This is a genomic window from Bradyrhizobium sp. (genome assembly GCF_035273305.1).
Lineage (GTDB): Bacteria > Pseudomonadota > Alphaproteobacteria > Rhizobiales > Xanthobacteraceae > Bradyrhizobium.
In genome coordinates, this window is sequence record NZ_DATEPI010000050.1 from 1 (window position 1) to 16,746 (window position 16,746).

Sequence of the window (16,746 nt, forward strand, 5' to 3'; positions counted from 1 at the left end):
ATGGGTGGAAAGCGGACTCTAGATCACCCTTTATTTTTGTCCGATCTTACCGCTGAAGAGATACGTATCGTGCGCCCAGGCCTCGGTGAGTTGCCCATCCTTGAACTGGAAGGTTGCCTCATACGCGTGCTGCCCCCGCGGCTGGAGTAGCAGCAGAGTTACCTTCTGCTCGCTGCAATTGCTCACGGGAGGCGGCGGCCCACTGTCCATCATCGTAAACTGAAATTCTGAAGCCTGCAGGCGCTTGGCAAATGCCACCGCTCCTTCAGGGCCTTCGCCGATCTCCATGATTACGTCGTGCGTGCCCATGTTGAACTTCGCTGAGACAGGCACAAAGGCTCCAAGCCGTTCTACATTTCCTTGCTCAGCAAGCCTGACAATTTCGACGCTTCGCTGGCTGAGTGTCACTTGGAGCGCGTCTTCCGAAACTAACTTCCCGCTGCTGCAAGAAGCCGGAGGATCCGAAAAGGCCGGTGACGCCCAAACAAGCAGAAGCGGGCAAATCGACGAAATGCCAACTGAGGCCGACCGACGCATTGTTCGTTTTTACCGCCGGACCTAATGTTCGCAATGGGTGGAAAGGTGCCATAGCCGACCTGTGCGGGTGAGACTCCAGCTTGGCGCATATCAGCGGGCGCTCAGCTGCATACTCTTGTGATCAAGCAATCGGGTAAGCTTGACATAGATGCTGGCGCGGACCTGCGCGCGGCATTGTTTGAGGCTGCCCCAGGATTCATTTTCGGCCATAGCGTTGACACCGCAGACTTCTTCGGCCGCAGAATTTATCCGCTGATCCAGACCTGCCCGCGACGACGCAGTTGCGAAGTCACTAGGCGATGCCACTACAGCTGCTGAGCGGAACTCATCGGCGAATGCAGGCGAGGCGCCTCCGATGATGGCGGCAACACTTGCGAGCATGCAGCTTGAACGTCGCATTTCTATCTCCTGTTTAATTGACCCGGCATTCCCGCCGCGCCGACAGGAGAAGGTCAGCTAAATGACATTCGCCCGATAGGTCGATGAGCCGATGAAAGGCCGATGAAACACCGATATGTGACTGATCTGGCGACGGCACTCCGACAATTGAGCCGTGGACTGCGTTTCCGCCGCATCCAGCGCGTGTTACTCTTCGGGCGAGGATCTAGATGCGCGCGATCGTTTTGGCCCATGAGAGCGAGTTCAGCATCGGACCCATTCGTATCAGTCCGTCAAATCTGACCCTCGCGCGCGGCGAACGCACCGAGGTCTTAGAACCCAGAGTGATGCAGGTTCTGGTCGCCTTGGCCCAGGCTGAGGGCGACGTGGTCTCGCGAGACGACCTCATCGAGGCGTGCTGGAACGGCAGGATTGTGGGTGATGACGCGGTCCACCGCGTGCTTGGCCGTCTCCGGCGAACAGCCGAGGGGCTCGGTAAAGGCGTGTTCGTCGTGGATACGATTACGCGCGTGGGTTACCGCCTTAGACTTTTAGACGCAGCTCGAATGGCGGAACGGCCGCGCCACCTTCGTGGAGACGCCCCACACCCGATCCGAATTTCGCGACGTGGACTAACGCTCGGCGGCGCTGCAGTCGGCGCCGGAGCATTCATTGGCGGTATGTGGTTGTGGGAATCCACAAGGACTCAACAGCGGGCTCGCGCCGCGAGCGCAGCATTAATCGAACAAGCCCGCATTGCGATGGCGCAGGACACGCGCGAAGGACAAAACCAGGCGATTGCGCTTTTCCGACAGATCGTGACGGAGGATGCCGGCGATGCTGACGCGTGGGGTTTCCTTGCCCTGACATACGCATCGACGTCGCACTACCGCCAATCTTCCGAAGCGGAGGTCCTTCAGGGTCGGGCGGTTTCCGCCGCCAAGCGAGCACTGTCCATTGATCGCGACAATCCGATTGCCCGTTCCGGCCTGGCACTCGCTCGGCCGATTGTCGGCAATTGGTCCCGCGTCGGTTCCGCTCTTGAGCAATCTGCACAGCAGAAGCCCCACACCTATGAGGTCACATTCAGCTTCGGAAGATTCTTAGCGGCGGTTGGTCGTAACAGGGAGGCTCTGCACTACGAGACCCTACTATCTCCTTCGCAGCCAATCCCCTCGAACTATTACAATCGAGCCCAGCTACTCTGGTCAGTTGGCCAAGAGGAGGACCTCGATAATCTTCTCTCCGAAGCTGCGCGCGTCTTCCCAACGCATTATGCCATCTGGTTTACGCGATTCTATGTGCCGATGCTGAGCGGGCGACCTGAAGAGGCGCTCGCCCTAGCGGCAGATACCACTCAAAGGCCCACCAACATCGACCCAGCGGAAGTCGAAGCCGTGGTTCGTGTCGCACGTGCTATCCAGTCACAGGGCGTCAATGAGGTGGAATCCGTTGCAAGGGAATGGATGAGCAAGGCTCATGCGGGAGCCGGCTACGCCGAAAATGCTGTTCAGTTCCTGGTTGCCTTGAACAGAATCGACGATGCTTTCGCGGTCTTGCGAGCATACTTCTTCTCAGACGGATTCGACTGCGGAGAGATTCGGTTCAGTGCGAGCCAGGGAACCTATACCCCCCACAATGATCGGCTGACCGCTTGGCTTTTTAATCCTGCAATGGCCCGTGCGAGAGCCGACAGACGCTTTGCTGCCATAGTTGATCGGCTCCGGTTGGCCCGGTACTGGAGCGATGCACGCGTTCGACCGGACTATCTTTCGAGCGGCACTTGAACGGCGGTCACGCACGGTGCGCCGCCGTGCGTGGGCGGCGGTCGAAACGGGAGAGCGGAAGATCTGCCCTCATCGTAATGCCAGGAATGGGTCGCAACCTGACATCCCGCGCCACAGGAATCTGCCTCGCGCATCTTAGACACGCCACCTTGAATGATTTCGCGACAGCGCTGCGAAAGAGGCGTAAGCACTTGGGATCGCCAGAAGGACTCTTGGTAGGCTCTGACGACTGAGAGCGCACTTGCTCCCGCCTACTGCGGAGCAAGCCGTGATTTATCATTTCAACATGCACGACGGCAGGGCGTACCCAGATACTCTGGGAACCCATTGTGCCACTCTCGAAGCTGCTCGCATCGAAGCTGTCCAACGCATCGGTAAATTACTCGCGGAAGAAGCCGCCCGATTTTGGACCGGTGACGAATGGACCATGGACGTAACCGACGGCGACGGACTCACTCTTTTCACGCTGATGTTCATGGCTGCCCACTCACCGGCAGCGGGTCTACGTAAGCCTAAGGTTGTTCCGCTGCCCTAGGCCTAAGCGATCTTATGTGGCGTAGAGGGGGAGAAACACCATGCGAACATCTGCTTTGCTTGCCTTCGCCCTGTTGGCATTGACGCCCGTTTCTGCAATTGCGGAAACCGCCAAGGTCAACGGAATAGAGTTGCACTACACGGTCGAAGGAGCCGGCGAGCCGCTACTTCTACTGCATGGGTTCGGTGGCTGCGCAGCCAATTGGGACGGCGTCGCCACGCAATTGGCTCAGCATTACCGCCTTATATTGGTGGATATGCGGGGGCATGGCCAATCTACCAATCCGTCTGGCAAGTTCACCCACGCGCAGTCGGCCGACGATGTTCGGGCGCTACTCGACGTTTTGGCTATCAAGCGGGTTCGCGCTGTCGGGTTCAGCAGCGGCGCAATGACGCTCCTTCACCTCGCCACAAAATCGCCCGACCGCGTTTCCAAGATGGTGTTGGTCAGCGCGACCACACACTTTCCGGACCAGGCCAGGGCCATACTGAAGTCCACCACTATCGAGACAACACCGCCGCCAATACTGCAGATGTACCGGCGCTGCGCGAGCCGGGGAGACGATCAGGTACGTTCGCTCGTGGCCCAGTTCCGCGCGTTTGGCGACAATTATGACGATATGAACTTCAAGCCGGCCGATCTAGCAAAAATAAACGCTCCGACGCTGATCATTCATGGAGACCGAGATCAGTTCTTCCCGGTTTCGATCCCGGTGGCCATGTACCAGTCAATTCCTCACGCCGAGCTATGGATTGTCCCCGGTGGTAGCCATTCCCCGACGGCGGGTGCCGAGGAATCAACATTTGTCAGGGAAGTCGAAAACTTCTTGCGCAACTGACCGAATATCTAATGTCCGCAATGCGTCAAAAGCGGACCTTGTTCATCCGCCGTGGGGCAGATTGTCTGGGAAGTTTAGCGGCAAATCTTTCACGCACGCTCCGTAGTGCCGGCGCGCGCTGGCCATGAACATCTGTGTGCGCGCCGGATCAAGCTCGCCACCTAGCGCGCGCATCGTTGGCATCACCAACTTGGACGCGACCCACATCATTCGTTCGTCATTGCGTAGCACTTCGACAGCAAGCAGGAGTTGACTCGATTCGGCTTCCGATAATGGACCACCCGTCCGCTTGAGCGCTCGTAACCGTGGCCAATCCGCCATCTCCTGAGCGTGCGTACGGTCCATCAGCGGTATGAGATAGTAAGGGGTGTTGTAGAGATCGAGTTGCGCCTGCGGCATGTGAGTCGCCACATCGGAAGTGTTCGCGGCGTCGTGCGCCAGACTGTCGAAAGTCACTGTCTCCATCCAATAGCCGTCGATGGCAGAGCCGATATCCTGCCGGCTCTTGCCTGTTTCAACCGCGGTACGGATTGCGTCCAGCCTAGCGACCACGCAGGGGTGCATCGCCGCGCGCTCGTAAATTTCAGGGCCGTCGTCCCACAGCACTTCGCGCCGGATCGCCGCCTCGGAGGCGGCAACCTTCTGGCGCCAGTGCCAAGCTTCGACCATTTGCTCGAGAAATAGCGCGATCAGCACGCCCACCACGATAATCGCGATCTCGCCGGCGATCTCTCGCCACTTATGGAGCACTTTCGGGACATGAACGTGCATGCGTAAGACACCAAAACAGTCAGCAAAGCGGCGCTGATCTCAGGAGGAGTACGCTAAAATCGAATGTCCGCAATGCAATGGGTGGAAAGGTGACATTCGCTCAAAAAGAAAACGGGCGCCGTGTGGCGCCCGTCCTTGTTCCGTGATCCTCGAACCAGATCACTTACTCATCGTCATCGTCTGCCAATTCCCGTTGTCGATAAACGTCCGATACTTCTCGTATCCGCGCACGGCTTCATCGCCCTTCTGCTTACTGAAGACGGAGTAGATTTCCTTCTCCACGGCTTGATCGCGCGCTTGATCAGGATCGTCGAGCCCTGTGTTCGGCACGTGAGTCATGATCAACACGTTCGGCGACCCCTTCACGTAGCCCGTTCTCACCATGAATTTATAGTCATCGATGAGACCGCGCCGCTTGAGTACTTCGAACGCGGACACCTGCGAGCTGCGTAGGCCGGTCAGATAATCATCGACGTGGTTTGGATCGACCTCAATGGCATTGATCGTCCAGTAGCCCTTTTGCGGTGTGTAATCGACGTAAGGCTCGGCTGTGACTGGAGCATACGCGCACGCGACTGCGAGGGCGCCAGCGGCACCCAGGACCAGGTTCTTCATCAGATACCCCTCAGGCCGGTAATTCGACCGCGCCCACCAGAGCACGTTGCATGGAGTCGCGCCTAACGAAAAGTAAACCGCTAGAAAATCCACTTTGACCGAGCCAAGGTGTTAATGGCGGGAGTGGGTGGAAACCGGAGGGTGGCCGAGTCCCCCGCAAATACGTGGCGCTGCTGAGGCGAGCCTACAGAGGCCGCTCGCATCATCGCCTCTGGGGCGGCCTCCGCGATTTTTCATTTATCGCTCAAACAGCTGTCCAGCGCGGCCGTGATCAATTTCTGCTCGCGCTCGGATGCGGCGTTCCACATGTCTTCGTGGCGAATTCTCGTCTGCTCAATGCGCATGTTGAAGGCTCTGGCTTGGGCGGGGCTTGGAACGACTCCTTTGTCGGCTTTCTGATTGTTAGACCTGATGGAGCAGATGTGCGGCCGGCTAACCCGCGGAATCGGTACTCGAAGATTGTCCAATGAAAAGATTGCCCTCACCTGACTAGGGTGCTGAGACCCGTACAACATAGCGACGTCACCGCCGTTCGAGTGTCCCACGAGCACGGCCGGTGAGTTGGTATTTGCGTAGCGCAGCTCGCGAACCTTCGAGACGAAGTACCGGACACTTTCGACGTTTACCGTCAGCTCAGGCCGCCGCAGCGCGGCTACGTCCGCGGCATTTGGTATCGGCGGGTCGCCGGGCAATTCCAGCTGAAGTTCAGCAACCGCAAATCCTTTTTTAGCCAGGTAGCCTGCTATGCTGCTGTAATCTCCGGGCCTCGCGCCAACACCAGGAAGAACGAGCGCAAGCGGCCGCCGCGGTCCAGGGTGATACATCCGCGCGGGGATCCGTCTGCCATGATTGGAATCGAACAGCTCGATGGTGTGTCCCGCGACATCTGGTGGTGCGGCAGGTGAAGCGCAGAACGGAGAGCTGCCCAGCACAATCAACCCGTAAAATATCCTGCGAGTGACGACTCTCACGACACAATTAGGCTCCGACGTCCACAGTCTCCCCTTACGACCGCTGAGATGCCATGTCTGCAATGGGCGGAAAGCGGACGTTAGTATCCTCGGCGCGACATCGGGCGCAAAGCGGAGCCGACCTGTCTCACGTCAGCGGTCTGGCCGCAGCCGCAGCTTCGCCGCTCCGAGCATTTCGTTGAAGCGCGGATTCGTGCGGATCGGCTCCAGATCCGGGTCGGCTTCAAGGTGTTTGATGTGGTTCTTGCTTCGAACTCGGTCGAAAAACGGCTGCAGCAGATCGAGCGCGCCCTCCGCGTCATCTAGATGACTGGCCAGCAGACATGCTGAATTGTAGCGAACGTCAAGGTTGTCAGGATCGATCAGGAGGGCGCGTCGGACCCAGTCCTTTGCTCGGTCGTGCTCGCCCAGGACGGCGAGCGCGATGGCACCGAAAGTCAGCGTTGAAGCGTTTGTGGGATCACGTGCAACTGCGCGCTCCGAACGCTGGATGGTCAGGCGCGCTGCGCGCTCGAGCTGCTCGGTTTCGTGTAGAGCATTATAGCAGCAAACTGCCATGGAAATATTGTGACAGTCGCTGTCCGCAAGCGACGCGGCTTTCTCGAAATAGCGCGCCGCGTCGGTGAGATGCCCTTGCCGGTACATCATGCGCGCGGCCTCGCGATTGACCTCCCAAGAGTCGGCGCTCAATTCCAGAGCTCGCGCGATGCATTCATTTGCCTGCTTGTCATCGCCTTCTTCTTCGAGAGCCCGGGCCTTGACGCAATAAGGTTCCGCGAGGTCGGGCTTCAGTTCGAGCGCGCGCTCGGCGGCTGGCAAGGCATTAGTGTCCATTCCTCGCCAGATCTTGAGCTCGGATTGCGCGAGGGACATCAGAGCCCACGCCTCGGCATACTTCGCGTCGAGAGCGATTGCCTGTTGGCAGATGCGGACAACGGCTTCGTCTCGCCTGTAGTCGCCGTAAGCGCCGCTGACCCATTGCTGCCTCGCCATCAGGTAGAGGTTGTAAGCGTCGACGTTCGCCGTGCCGCGATATTGGATCGCTTTCTTCTCTTCAGGACGGAGCCGTATCTGCAACGCATCGACGATTGCGCGCGAAAGCTCATCCTGAATTGCGAAGATGTCCGTGAGCTCCCTGTCGTACCGTTCGGCCCAGATGTGGTCTCCGCTTCGACCGTCGATTAGCTGCGCGCTGATCCGCACGCGATTGCCGCACTTGCGGACGCTCCCCTCAACGACGTGACTGACGTCCAGCTCGCGCGCGACGTCGCGGACGTTCACGGAACGGCCTTTGAAGGTAAAAGCAGTATTCCGCGCGGTCACCGCCAGCGCAGAGACCTTCGACAAATCGGTAGTGATGTCTTCAGTGATGCCGTCGCTGAAATATTCCTGCTCCGGATCGCCACTCATGTTTGCAAACGGAAGCACGCACACCGACGTCGTCGAGTCGATCCGGCGGTCGATTGTGGGGCGCGGCTCACTGAGTTCACCGGACATCCGCACGATTGCCTCGACCAGCTGACTAGGAGCAGGCGAACCTTTGCGCCACTCGACGAGATCGACGGTCTGGAACTGGCGATATCCAAGCGGGGGTTTGCACTTCTCGATTAGCGCGGGGACGAGCTTGCCGGACTCGCGCCCCTCGGCGGCCTCATCGAGCACCCAGCTCGATGCGACCGAAGCCGGCGACCACAGTACCAGCACAGTGTCACAGTCGCTCAGCGCGCGAGCAATTTCATCCACAAAGCGGGAACCGCCATGGATGTGATGGTCCCACCAAACGGAATGACCGGAGACGCCGAGCGCTTCCGCGAGTTGCTGTGCGCGGTCGCTGTCTTCGCGGGCGTAACTCAAGAATATTAGCGCCAAGCAGAGTGCTCCTGCAGGCCTATGTCGCTCGAAAGCATCGCCGATACGGGTAATGTCTGCAATGGGTCGGAAGCAGACCTAAGCCGCTAATGTCTTGAATGGGTGGAAAGCGGGCATTCCCCAAAGAGGTCGGACTGGTTTGTGCTAAGGTGTTTGTGGGACTTGGAACATCGCACTGATCCTTAACGCACCAGGCGCGCAACGAAGGGCTCGGTATGCATTTCCGAGCCGTTTGCGTCTTAGGACGACTGTCTATTCCGGGGTGGAGAGCAGACATTCACGGAGCCAAAAAGGGATGTGGCCCACATCCAACCTCAGGAACAAGCTAGTTCTGAGCGGGTTCACGCCCGAGCGGGGCGTCTTTCTGTTGGAAGACAGCCCGGCCTAGAAAGGGGGCAGCATGCCCCGTTGCTTCTTCCATACCAACAATCCCGCTGAGCGGAGCATACAGGATGAAGGGCTGGAGTTTGCCACCATCCACGAGGCCAAGTCCGAGGCGGTCCAATATGCAGGCCAGCTCCTCGCCGATACGGCCGAGCACTTCTGGGACGACGCCGATTTCGACCTGACCGTGACCGAGGAAAGTGGGCTGATCCTGTTTAGCATACGGGTGGTCGGGATTGAAGCTCCCGCTATTCGCGCTCAGGCTTAGCCTTCCGATTCCTTTTTCAACCGCTCTTCTCAGCGCGCCTCACTTTATATCCGCCTCAAGGCCGTGAGCCCTCATACTCGGCAATCGAGTTTCGCGCTAACGTCTGCGATGGGTGGAAAGCGGACATGAGCGAACGGTTGTCGCCTAGCTACCACGAATGTCTGCTAGTTCGCGCCGGCGGCGTAGCCGTCTAACAATGACTGCGCGAGCCGCCTGGTCTTTTCGAGCACCCTGATACAGATTCATGCCGTCGATACCCAGCTGATCGCTACGCAACCAAAGCTCTGCCAAGGATGGAAAACGTCAGCAATGGTGGAAAGCTGCCTTAGCGGTTCCGTTGTTCGCCGGACCGACGCGACGCCACCTGGTGCTGACATGCCACCGCTAATGCGGTGAGAACGGCAGCACAGATCGGGGCGAGCCGAAGGAACTCGTAGTTTAATTGCCACAATCGGGCGTCACCTGGCGTGGCACAAAATCGGGTCGAGCGCCAAACAATGCTGACGGCATCTGTGCCGCAAGGCGGTTGCCCGAGACCCTTCGAGCGAACGAAGAAATTGTAGAGCAGAAAGCTTCCGACCGTCGCCAGCCAGGCGACAGCGCTGATCAGCTTCAACGAAGCGCACGCCGAGATTCTCATTGCACGAGCGTCCGTTCCATCGCGGGCATCGTCAAGACACCCTCCGCTATGTCAGCTTTGGGTGGAAAGGCGTCCTTAGCTAACGACTGCTGCGACTTTGACGGGCTAACGCGCCGATGAGTTGGCGGCAGGCTCCGTTCTGTATTGGGCCTTGTAGCCTGATCGGCACCATGATCCCCTCTGACTCCGCTGGCGACTCTTAATTGTTACGAGGCAAGAGTTCCCCGACGCACATTCACCACAGCGGCGTCGCCGGGCGATACCGCTCTCGGACCGCACGGCCCTCAATGATCGAGGATCCTAGTTTCTGACGGATCAGCGCAGCGCCACTGGTGCTCATGCATACGAGGCGAACTCCGCCGCTCACCAGCCGTTCGAGTGAAGAAAGCCCGACCTTGGCCTCGAGACACTGCGCTTTGACCTCTCTTTCGCTCATTGAGAGCAGGATTACCCGGCTCACGGTTTGGCGTTCCGCTTAGCAGCGGCGACAGCGTCGCGAGCGCTTGAGTAGCGGTAGCCACCCCAAAGAAACACGTCTGCTGGAACCCGCTTGATTTCGTATCGGTCCAACTCCGCCTGCTCGACCTTATCATCCGGATGTTCGGACATGTGAACTCCTTGTGCAATTGGCGCTTCAGCTGGGGGATAGCGATGAAATACCGATGTTAGTCCGGAGCCCTGTTCGCCGGTTTGGCACCGTGACCTAGCGGGCGAATGCAAATGCCAACGCGGCGCCGACGACGCCGATGGTGAGGACGAGGGGGTAGCGTCACCCTAATCCAGTCTGCCCGCAAGTAACATTTCGATGTCCTCGCCTTAAATGAAACCAAGAAATCACTATGCGCTCTTTCCGCGCTCCCGTCGCACGAAAAAGTAGAACCCGATTTTTATTCCGATTACGATAAATATTACACCGGGCCATTGTTGCATCTAAACTTCGATGCCCTATGTGTGTATGGCTACCAGCCGCGATCGACGGTTCTAGGCGCTAAGCCGCACCTTCCTCCTTCTTATCGTCTCCTAGCGGCAGCGCGGCAAATCCCGGCGCCTGCAAGCAGAGGAATTCACCCATGAAATATTTTGGAACCATCAAGACGTTCGACAGCGCCACCGGACACGGCGAGATCAAGCCGGAAACCCCCGGCAACGATCTTCGCTTCGAACGCAGTGCCATTGCCTGGGGCGACAAGAGTGAACCGACGGTCGGCCAGCGACTGTCCTATGACGTTGGGCAGGACAAGGACCGACAACCTTGCGCGCTTAATCTGCAGACGCTCTAACCCGTTGGGGCAGGCGGGAGCTTCGGCTCCCGCCATAACCACAGGCCACAATGTCCCAATATTTCCCGCTGATCTCCAACAGCTAAGCGTCGTCGATCTTGGCTATGACTTGGTCGAGACGCGCGATTCTGGCCCGAACATTGCCGGCTCGATCAGGCATTGCGTTTCGCGTTCGCTCGCGTCTCTCGTTCTCGCCTTGCCGGGTCAGGCGGTCAGCGTCGTAGGCATCCAGCAATTTCTGCAGCCTCGCGCGCTCAGCTCGCGCTTCCGTTTTGTCCATATCGTCTCCATGCGCGGCTAAGCATACAGGAGCGCAATGCTAGGAGCTAATGGCAGAATGGGTCGAGAGCGGACGCTCGGCTTAAGTCTACAATGGGTGGAATGCTGCCATAAGGATGAGCGCCGCCTTGATAGCACTCGGCCCACTTGGCATCCGCCGTGATGGCTTTTAGGAATCTGCCTCAACCGGCGGGGGCTTTGCCGTGGATCCGGGCCAAGCGACTACTGCAGACGGACGTGCGCCGCGTCCCGTATTCGTTAGCTATTCGACCGCCGATCGCAAGCAGGCGCTGGCTGTTTGCAAGGCGCTCGAGCGGCGCGGGACGAAGTGTTGGATCTCGACGCGCGACGTCGCACCGGGCGAGAATTACCAGGAAGCGATCGTGCGCGCGCTACGAGGCTCCCGCGCAATGGTCCTCGTATTCTCCGAGGCGGCCAACAACAGCGACGAGATCAAGAAAGAGCTGTCGTTAGCCAGTCGCTACCACATCCCGGTCATGGCGCTGCGGATAGAAGACGTCGAGCCCAGCGACGCCTTCGCCTACGAACTATCGACGCGTCAGTGGATCGATGCCTTTCACGGTTGGGACAGGTCGATCGACGCGCTCGCCGGCCGATTGAAATCGACGACCGAGAGCGTTGCTCAGCCTGTAACAGAAACATCACATCGCCGCCGATCCGAGGCAATTGGACGGCCTTGGGTGATCGCGGTTGCAGCCGCGGTCGTTCTCATTCTAGGCGCCGGCGCGTGGGTGATGTTCCGGCCCGTCCCTCTCGCGGCTCACAGTATGGTCGTGCGCCTGACCGGCTTTCAGCGCCTATCGCGCGACTTGCCGGCCTCGCTGCCCGACACGGTGCGTGAAGAGATTGGCGCCGCCTTCGGCGATCAAGGCGTCGTCGGCGTGTCGACCGCTCTCGGTCCCCCTGCTGGCACCGCGCCTGCTTATGCACTGGGTGGAACCATCCGCCGCGATGGCGAGAAGATTAGGGTCATCACCCGGCTCATCAACGAGCGGTCGGGCGCAACATTATGGTCGAGCAGCAATGACTATGAGGCAACCCAGCTCGCCCGCGTACCGCGGCGCATCGCGATCCAGTCGGCCTTGATGGCCCGTTGCGGCTTGTTCGGTGCTTCAACCTATCCGAAGTCGCTGCCGGACCAAGTGCTCAGCGACTATTTGCAATATTGCCTGACGACCGCGGTGTTCCCGACGGACCCCGGCAAGGGGCTGAACTTTGCCCGCAAGGTCGTCGCTGCTGCCCCCGACTTTTCGTGGGGATGGTCGGCCGTCGCCGATGCCGCTGTGCAAAACATGTATTCGAATCCTCTCGGCCCCCGTCGCGAGGAACTGCGGCAAATCGGACTCCAGGCCGTGGATAGGGCTCTCGCACTGGATCCACGAAATAGCTTCGCGATGTCGCAGAAGGCGCTGATGATCGATGCCAACGACCGCGTCGGGCAGGAAAAGCTCCTGAAACGGGCTTTTGCTGCGAGACCGCTCGACTGCGGCTGCGAGCATTTGGTTTATGGCTTCCTTCTTGAGAACGCTGGCCGCTACGCCGATGCGACGAGCGAATTCCGACATGCCATCGAGATGCTCTCGCTTGACAACATCTCGGAATTTGCGTTGGCGGACTCGCTGAGTGTTTCGGGCAAGCCCGAGGAGGCCAAAGCCCACTACGCCGCAACCGTGGAACTCAATCCCGACCCCATGCTGGCTGACACGATGGCGGCCGTCGATGCGACCGAGAACGGCAATTATTCCGCTGGTCTCAAAGCCATTAGTAATCCCAAATTGCCGCTGGCGGACAAGCAGCGAGCCGCGGTCGCTACGGCTTATCGCGCGATGATATCAACTGAGGCAGGGCAGAAGGCGCAGGCTGTAAAGGCTTTGCTCTCGCTTCCTGACGATCAGAAAAATTATCTGGTGCTACGGACGCTTGCGGCGCTCGGCGCGAACCGCGACGCCCTGCAGGTGTTCGTGGAGGGCATAGGCTCGCGATGGGATTGGCCTTCGCTGCTCTGGTATCACAGTATGCGTCACGTGCTCGACGACCCGGCGATTCCCGGCGTTCTGCAGCGCCTCGGCTTGGTCAAATACTGGCGAACGACGCACACCAAGCCAGATGTTTGTGCGGAGAAGGTTGCGCCCTCATTCTGCCGGATGATTTGAGTTTCATTTAATGTCCGCAATGGGTGGAAAGCTGCCACTTGCGTTAATAACGAGTGCCGTTCTCAGTGACACCCAAGCGAAGCTTCGCTTTCTCGATCATTGCTTTGAACCGCCGCAAGTCCCTAAGTCGCTCGAGATCCGGATCGTTCAGAATTGCCCTGAAGAGCGTCGGCGGGACATTGTTGAGACGCCGCTCGAGGAGGTCCAGGGCGCCGTCACAATCTTCGAACCGGCGTGCCATGGCGCAGGCCAAATTATACTGCATGATCATGTTGTCCGGATCGACAAGCTGCGCGCGATCGCTCCATTCCTGAAACCGTTGCCTCTCCCCGAGGATTGCGAGCCCCGTAGCTCCCATTGCGAGCGCAGCCCCGTTCGTCGGGTCTTTGGCGACCACGCGCTCGGCATGCGAAATAGCCATTTGCGCCGCGCGGCGCACACCGTCCTGGTCGCCAAGCTCCTCATAGATCGAGCTAAGCATGCCCCAGGAATGAAAGTCGGTCTCAGCGAGTGTAACTGCCGCCTCGAAGTGCCGCGCCGCTTCCTTGTAGCGCCGTTCGAAATACAGGATTGTGCCCGCCTCGTGATGCACTTCCCACGATTCTGGACCGAGCTTCACCGCTTGCTCGAGCAATTCATTAGCCTCTTCGAACCGCCCTAGCTCGTGCAAATGGCGCGCTTTCACTACCCAGGCCTCCGCGAGCCTTGAATCGAGCGAGAGCGCACGTTCGGCAGCGGCGAGCCCGTCTGCCCCCTGCCGTTGATGAACGAAGTGCAAGATGCATTCTACGATCGCGAGCAGCCCCCAGGCCTTGGCATAGTTTTCATCGATGTCGATTGCTCGCTGACATACGCGTGCAACGAGTTCGGCTTGGCGCACGTCTCCCCAATTCCCGGTCACCCAATAGCCTTTGGCCATCAGATAGAGATTGTACGCTTCGACACTGTTCGTCCCCCGCTGCTCTATCGCCTTTTTTTCTTCCGGGAGCAGACGAAGCTTCAGGGCTGCAACAATCGCATTGGAAATCTCGTCCTGGATTAGGAAGATGTCTGTGAGGTCCCGATCAAAGCGCTCGGCCCACACGTGAGCTCCAGTCTTGCCATCGATCAATTGGGCGGTGATCCGGACGCGCCCTCCTGCCTTGCGGACGCTTCCCTCAACCACATGAGTGACGCCGAGCTTTCGAGCAAGTTCAACGACATCAATTGACTGGCCTTTGTATTGGAACGCGGAGTTTCGTGCGATCACCTCGAGTGCCGAAATCTTCGACAGGTCGGTGGTGATATCCTCGCTGATTCCGTCGCTGAAATATTCCTGTTCGGGGTCGCCACTCATGTTCTGGAACGGCAGCACGCAGACGGCTGGTGCGCCGCTTCGCTCGCGCGGCGGTAACGGTTCGATATTCACGACGCCCGTCAGCTCAGCAACACTTGCAACGAGCTTGCGCCAGGCGGGTGAATTCACATCCCCGGTCCATCCGTCGAGGTTCGCACATTGGATTTGGTCGAACGGCAGCGGCGGCATTGAGGCATCGATAACCGCTTGGACGAGCGTGCCGGCTGAGCGCGCCAAATTGGCCTCCGAGCGGACCCACTGCGACTTTGACGCGTCTGCGGACCAGAGAACGACCACGGCCTTGGCGGACCGCAGCCGCTCCTCGATGACGTCAGTGTAAGGACGGTGGGCTGGAAGATCGTCGTCCCGCCATACCTTGTGACCGTTCTCGCGCAACGCATGGGTAATACGTTCAGCCTGCCGCTCGTCGGCCCGCGCATACGAGACGAATACGTCCGTCATTCAGGCACCCTTTTGGGCGGAAGCTACCAAAGCTGCGACAGAGAGTCATGAAGTGCGTCGCACGCAACGCAGTAGCCGCAATGGCGGCTTTGGGTGGAAAGCTGCCATTAGTGATTGCGACGGCCCTTCTTAATCAGGCGATCTAAAAGGCCTTGGTGATGCGCAGTTCACCGCGAAGGCGTTTCTCCTCATAGAGCGAAAGGGTCGAGTAGTTGCGCGTCATGGTGATGCTCAGCGAGGGCGCGAAACCGCCGAAGTTCCAGTCGCGCTTGTAGATGCTGAACGAACCCTCTGCGTACCAGTCGCGGCGCTGCTTGCCGAACGGCGCGAGCTTACCGTCATTCACCTCTCGCGCGATATCGACCTCGATTTGCGGGCGCAGTCCCCAGCCAATCTCTTTGAGGATCCCGACACCCACTCTTTCTCGCCAGAAGGCCTGTCCAGGGTCGTTCGCCTTGCTGCGCTCGACGGTCGCATAACTGAAGCCGAGCGTAGTAGGACTGAGCGGTCGATTGGCAGATGCCCTCGCTTCCACGTCCCACCCATCAACGTCGCGGCGACGCGCGTAATCATTGTGGCGGACGAACAGCGCGCCGCCGAGCGTCCATCGATCTCCGACCAGCTTTTCGTAGTCGAAATGTCCGCCAAAGCTTTTGACGAGCGGTCGGCGGCCGTACCACCGAATCAGTCCCGTAGCGGTTGCGCGCAACGTTCCTCCGCCAAGATGAAACTCCGGTCCCGCTTCAACCCCAGCATAAGCGTCATCGAAATCATGGTCGGGATAACGCAGCCACCGGCCGTACGCGCCGACATAGATCGGAATCTTCCCGAAGCGGTTTAGCCGCACTGACGCATCCCCCCCAATGAAGGAGCCCGTGCCCGACCGCGCGCGAGCGCTGGGATCGAGCTGAAACGGCAGACCGTAGATATCGACGCTCTGCTTGTCGGTCGCCGAGTTGATGTTGCTGTCGGGGGCTATGCCGACATCGAAGTTGAAGCGCCACGAACGTCGGGCGCGGATCGCCTCGCGGAAGCGGACGATATTGCGCAGCACCGGCAAGGTCGGATGCTCACCGGCGGCCAGGCGGAAATGATAATCCGCCTGCTCGTCCTTCTTCTCCATGAACAAGGTGCGGGCGAGCTCCAGACGAACGCGTAGTAGCGCGGGGTTGTTATCCAAGATCCGGCGGAACGTAGCCTCGGCCGAGCGATAATCCCGCGCCGCAAAGCTGTTCATCCCGTCGATGAACTGGCGCTCGATCGCGACGTCGAACTCGGCCTGCTGCTGCGCTGGTGCGGCTGAGGGGTAAGCGCCGCAGCACAGGGATGCTCCAAGCACCCAGCCGAAATGGAAGCGCCGCGGCATTGGACGCTCGGATCACGGACGATGCTGCTGGCCGACGAAGGCGTCTCCGTACATCGGCGCTTGGTCTGACGCTCGGCGAAGAATGAAAGTGCCGCCGACCTGCTCGGCGTTGGGTCCGAAGAAGGCGCCGTCCAAGGAACCCGTAACCGGGTCCAAGGGCGGCGGCGTCGGCACGTTGTAGCTGTGCTCGCTCGCCGTGCCAACTAAGGGTATATCGAAGCTGCCGCTGTTGCCGAACGGCGCACTGCCGCTGACG

Annotated in this window: 18 protein-coding genes and 1 pseudogene; 7 read left to right on the top strand and 12 right to left on the bottom strand. The window is 59.3% G+C overall.

Features of this window, described 5'->3' with window-relative positions:
* Positions 1-30: 30 nt before the first annotated feature.
* Positions 31-333, bottom strand: coding sequence for a hypothetical protein (locus VJV58_RS03350; protein ID WP_324135927.1), 303 nt, complete (start codon positions 331-333; stop codon positions 31-33).
* A gap of 294 nt (positions 334-627) precedes the next feature.
* Complete coding sequence (locus VJV58_RS03355; RefSeq protein ID WP_324135928.1) at positions 628-936, bottom strand: UrcA family protein; 309 nt, start codon at positions 934-936, stop codon at positions 628-630.
* A 209-nt stretch (positions 937-1,145) separates the two neighbouring features.
* Between VJV58_RS03355 and VJV58_RS22345 the strand changes: the two are divergent.
* The 4 genes and pseudogenes from VJV58_RS22345 to VJV58_RS03370 all read left to right on the top strand — a co-directional run.
* A pseudogene (locus VJV58_RS22345) lies at positions 1,146-1,448 on the top strand (winged helix-turn-helix domain-containing protein); the annotation flags it as partial.
* Between the two features lie 228 nt (positions 1,449-1,676).
* Positions 1,677-2,702 (top strand): hypothetical protein, encoded by a 1,026-nt coding sequence (locus tag VJV58_RS03360; RefSeq protein ID WP_324135929.1) that lies wholly within the window; start codon positions 1,677-1,679, stop codon positions 2,700-2,702.
* A gap of 268 nt (positions 2,703-2,970) precedes the next feature.
* Positions 2,971-3,237, top strand: coding sequence for a DUF6894 family protein (locus VJV58_RS03365; protein ID WP_324135930.1), 267 nt, complete (start codon positions 2,971-2,973; stop codon positions 3,235-3,237).
* A gap of 40 nt (positions 3,238-3,277) precedes the next feature.
* Entirely contained in the window at positions 3,278-4,075 is a 798-nt protein-coding gene (locus VJV58_RS03370) for an alpha/beta hydrolase (RefSeq protein ID WP_324135931.1), read from the top strand.
* Positions 4,076-4,117: 42 nt separating this feature from the next.
* Here VJV58_RS03370 and VJV58_RS03375 read toward each other — a convergent pair whose 3' ends face one another.
* The 4 genes from VJV58_RS03375 to VJV58_RS03390 all read right to left on the bottom strand — a co-directional run bounded on the left by VJV58_RS03375 (position 4,118) and on the right by VJV58_RS03390 (position 8,301).
* Positions 4,118-4,846 carry a hypothetical protein gene (locus tag VJV58_RS03375; protein WP_324135932.1) on the bottom strand — a complete coding sequence of 243 codons (729 nt, stop codon included), beginning with the start codon at positions 4,844-4,846 and terminating at the stop codon, positions 4,118-4,120.
* A 159-nt stretch (positions 4,847-5,005) separates the two neighbouring features.
* Positions 5,006-5,461, bottom strand: a complete 456-nt coding sequence (locus VJV58_RS03380) for a hypothetical protein (RefSeq protein WP_324135933.1) — start codon at positions 5,459-5,461, stop codon at positions 5,006-5,008.
* 233 nt (positions 5,462-5,694) lie between these two features.
* Entirely contained in the window at positions 5,695-6,399 is a 705-nt protein-coding gene (locus VJV58_RS03385; RefSeq protein WP_414641390.1) for an alpha/beta hydrolase, read from the bottom strand.
* 165 nt (positions 6,400-6,564) lie between these two features.
* Positions 6,565-8,301, bottom strand: a complete 1,737-nt coding sequence (locus VJV58_RS03390) for a TIR domain-containing protein (RefSeq protein ID WP_324135934.1) — start codon at positions 8,299-8,301, stop codon at positions 6,565-6,567.
* Between the two features lie 400 nt (positions 8,302-8,701).
* Between VJV58_RS03390 and VJV58_RS03395 the strand changes: the two genes are divergently transcribed.
* Positions 8,702-8,953, top strand: a complete 252-nt coding sequence (locus VJV58_RS03395) for a DUF6894 family protein (RefSeq protein WP_324135935.1) — start codon at positions 8,702-8,704, stop codon at positions 8,951-8,953.
* Positions 8,954-9,828: 875 nt separating this feature from the next.
* On the opposite strand, the gene VJV58_RS03400 is transcribed toward VJV58_RS03395, so the two are convergent.
* Both VJV58_RS03400 and VJV58_RS03405 read right to left on the bottom strand, forming a co-directional pair.
* Positions 9,829-10,053 carry a hypothetical protein gene (locus VJV58_RS03400; protein WP_324135936.1) on the bottom strand — a complete coding sequence of 75 codons (225 nt, stop codon included), beginning with the start codon at positions 10,051-10,053 and terminating at the stop codon, positions 9,829-9,831.
* Positions 10,050-10,202 (bottom strand): hypothetical protein, encoded by a 153-nt coding sequence (locus VJV58_RS03405; RefSeq protein ID WP_324135937.1) that lies wholly within the window; start codon positions 10,200-10,202, stop codon positions 10,050-10,052. Before VJV58_RS03405 ends, VJV58_RS03400 begins: the two co-directional genes overlap by 4 nt.
* A gap of 461 nt (positions 10,203-10,663) precedes the next feature.
* On the opposite strand from VJV58_RS03405, the gene VJV58_RS03410 reads away from it, so the two are divergent.
* Entirely contained in the window at positions 10,664-10,873 is a 210-nt protein-coding gene (locus tag VJV58_RS03410) for a cold-shock protein (protein ID WP_324135938.1), read from the top strand.
* Between the two features lie 82 nt (positions 10,874-10,955).
* On the opposite strand, the gene VJV58_RS03415 is transcribed toward VJV58_RS03410, so the two are convergent.
* Positions 10,956-11,153: a hypothetical protein gene (locus VJV58_RS03415; RefSeq protein WP_324135939.1), complete on the bottom strand. Its 198-nt coding sequence runs from the start codon at positions 11,151-11,153 to the stop codon at positions 10,956-10,958.
* A gap of 202 nt (positions 11,154-11,355) precedes the next feature.
* On the opposite strand from VJV58_RS03415, the gene VJV58_RS03420 reads away from it, so the two are divergent.
* On the top strand, positions 11,356-13,326 hold the full coding sequence (locus tag VJV58_RS03420; protein ID WP_324135940.1) for a TIR domain-containing protein: 1,971 nt from the start codon (positions 11,356-11,358) through the stop codon (positions 13,324-13,326).
* A 43-nt stretch (positions 13,327-13,369) separates the two neighbouring features.
* Here the strand turns inward: VJV58_RS03420 and VJV58_RS03425 are convergent, their stop codons facing one another.
* The 3 genes from VJV58_RS03425 to VJV58_RS03435 form a co-directional block, all read right to left on the bottom strand.
* On the bottom strand, positions 13,370-15,124 hold the full coding sequence (locus VJV58_RS03425) for a TIR domain-containing protein (RefSeq protein WP_324135941.1): 1,755 nt from the start codon (positions 15,122-15,124) through the stop codon (positions 13,370-13,372).
* Positions 15,125-15,266: 142 nt separating this feature from the next.
* Positions 15,267-16,490, bottom strand: a complete 1,224-nt coding sequence (locus VJV58_RS03430; protein ID WP_324135942.1) for a surface lipoprotein assembly modifier — start codon at positions 16,488-16,490, stop codon at positions 15,267-15,269.
* A gap of 12 nt (positions 16,491-16,502) precedes the next feature.
* A partial coding sequence (locus tag VJV58_RS03435) for a hypothetical protein (RefSeq protein WP_324135943.1) occupies positions 16,503-16,746 on the bottom strand: 244 nt, incomplete at its 5' end.

What these genes read in the sequence shown, in the direction of transcription:
- VJV58_RS03355 (WP_324135928.1), bottom strand. Translation starts at nt 936, where the DNA reads ATGCGACGTTCAAGCTGCATGCTCGCAAGTGTTGCCGCCATCATCGGA.
- VJV58_RS03360 (WP_324135929.1), top strand. Translation starts at nt 1,677, where the DNA reads ATGGCGCAGGACACGCGCGAAGGACAAAACCAGGCGATTGCGCTTTTC.
- VJV58_RS03370 (WP_324135931.1), top strand. Translation starts at nt 3,278, where the DNA reads ATGCGAACATCTGCTTTGCTTGCCTTCGCCCTGTTGGCATTGACGCCC.
- VJV58_RS03375 (WP_324135932.1), bottom strand. Translation starts at nt 4,846, where the DNA reads ATGCACGTTCATGTCCCGAAAGTGCTCCATAAGTGGCGAGAGATCGCC.
- VJV58_RS03380 (WP_324135933.1), bottom strand. Translation starts at nt 5,461, where the DNA reads ATGAAGAACCTGGTCCTGGGTGCCGCTGGCGCCCTCGCAGTCGCGTGC.
- VJV58_RS03395 (WP_324135935.1), top strand. Translation starts at nt 8,702, where the DNA reads ATGCCCCGTTGCTTCTTCCATACCAACAATCCCGCTGAGCGGAGCATA.
- VJV58_RS03405 (WP_324135937.1), bottom strand. Translation starts at nt 10,202, where the DNA reads ATGTCCGAACATCCGGATGATAAGGTCGAGCAGGCGGAGTTGGACCGA.
- VJV58_RS03410 (WP_324135938.1), top strand. Translation starts at nt 10,664, where the DNA reads ATGAAATATTTTGGAACCATCAAGACGTTCGACAGCGCCACCGGACAC.
- VJV58_RS03415 (WP_324135939.1), bottom strand. Translation starts at nt 11,153, where the DNA reads ATGGACAAAACGGAAGCGCGAGCTGAGCGCGCGAGGCTGCAGAAATTG.
- VJV58_RS03425 (WP_324135941.1), bottom strand. Translation starts at nt 15,124, where the DNA reads ATGACGGACGTATTCGTCTCGTATGCGCGGGCCGACGAGCGGCAGGCT.
- VJV58_RS03430 (WP_324135942.1), bottom strand. Translation starts at nt 16,490, where the DNA reads ATGCCGCGGCGCTTCCATTTCGGCTGGGTGCTTGGAGCATCCCTGTGC.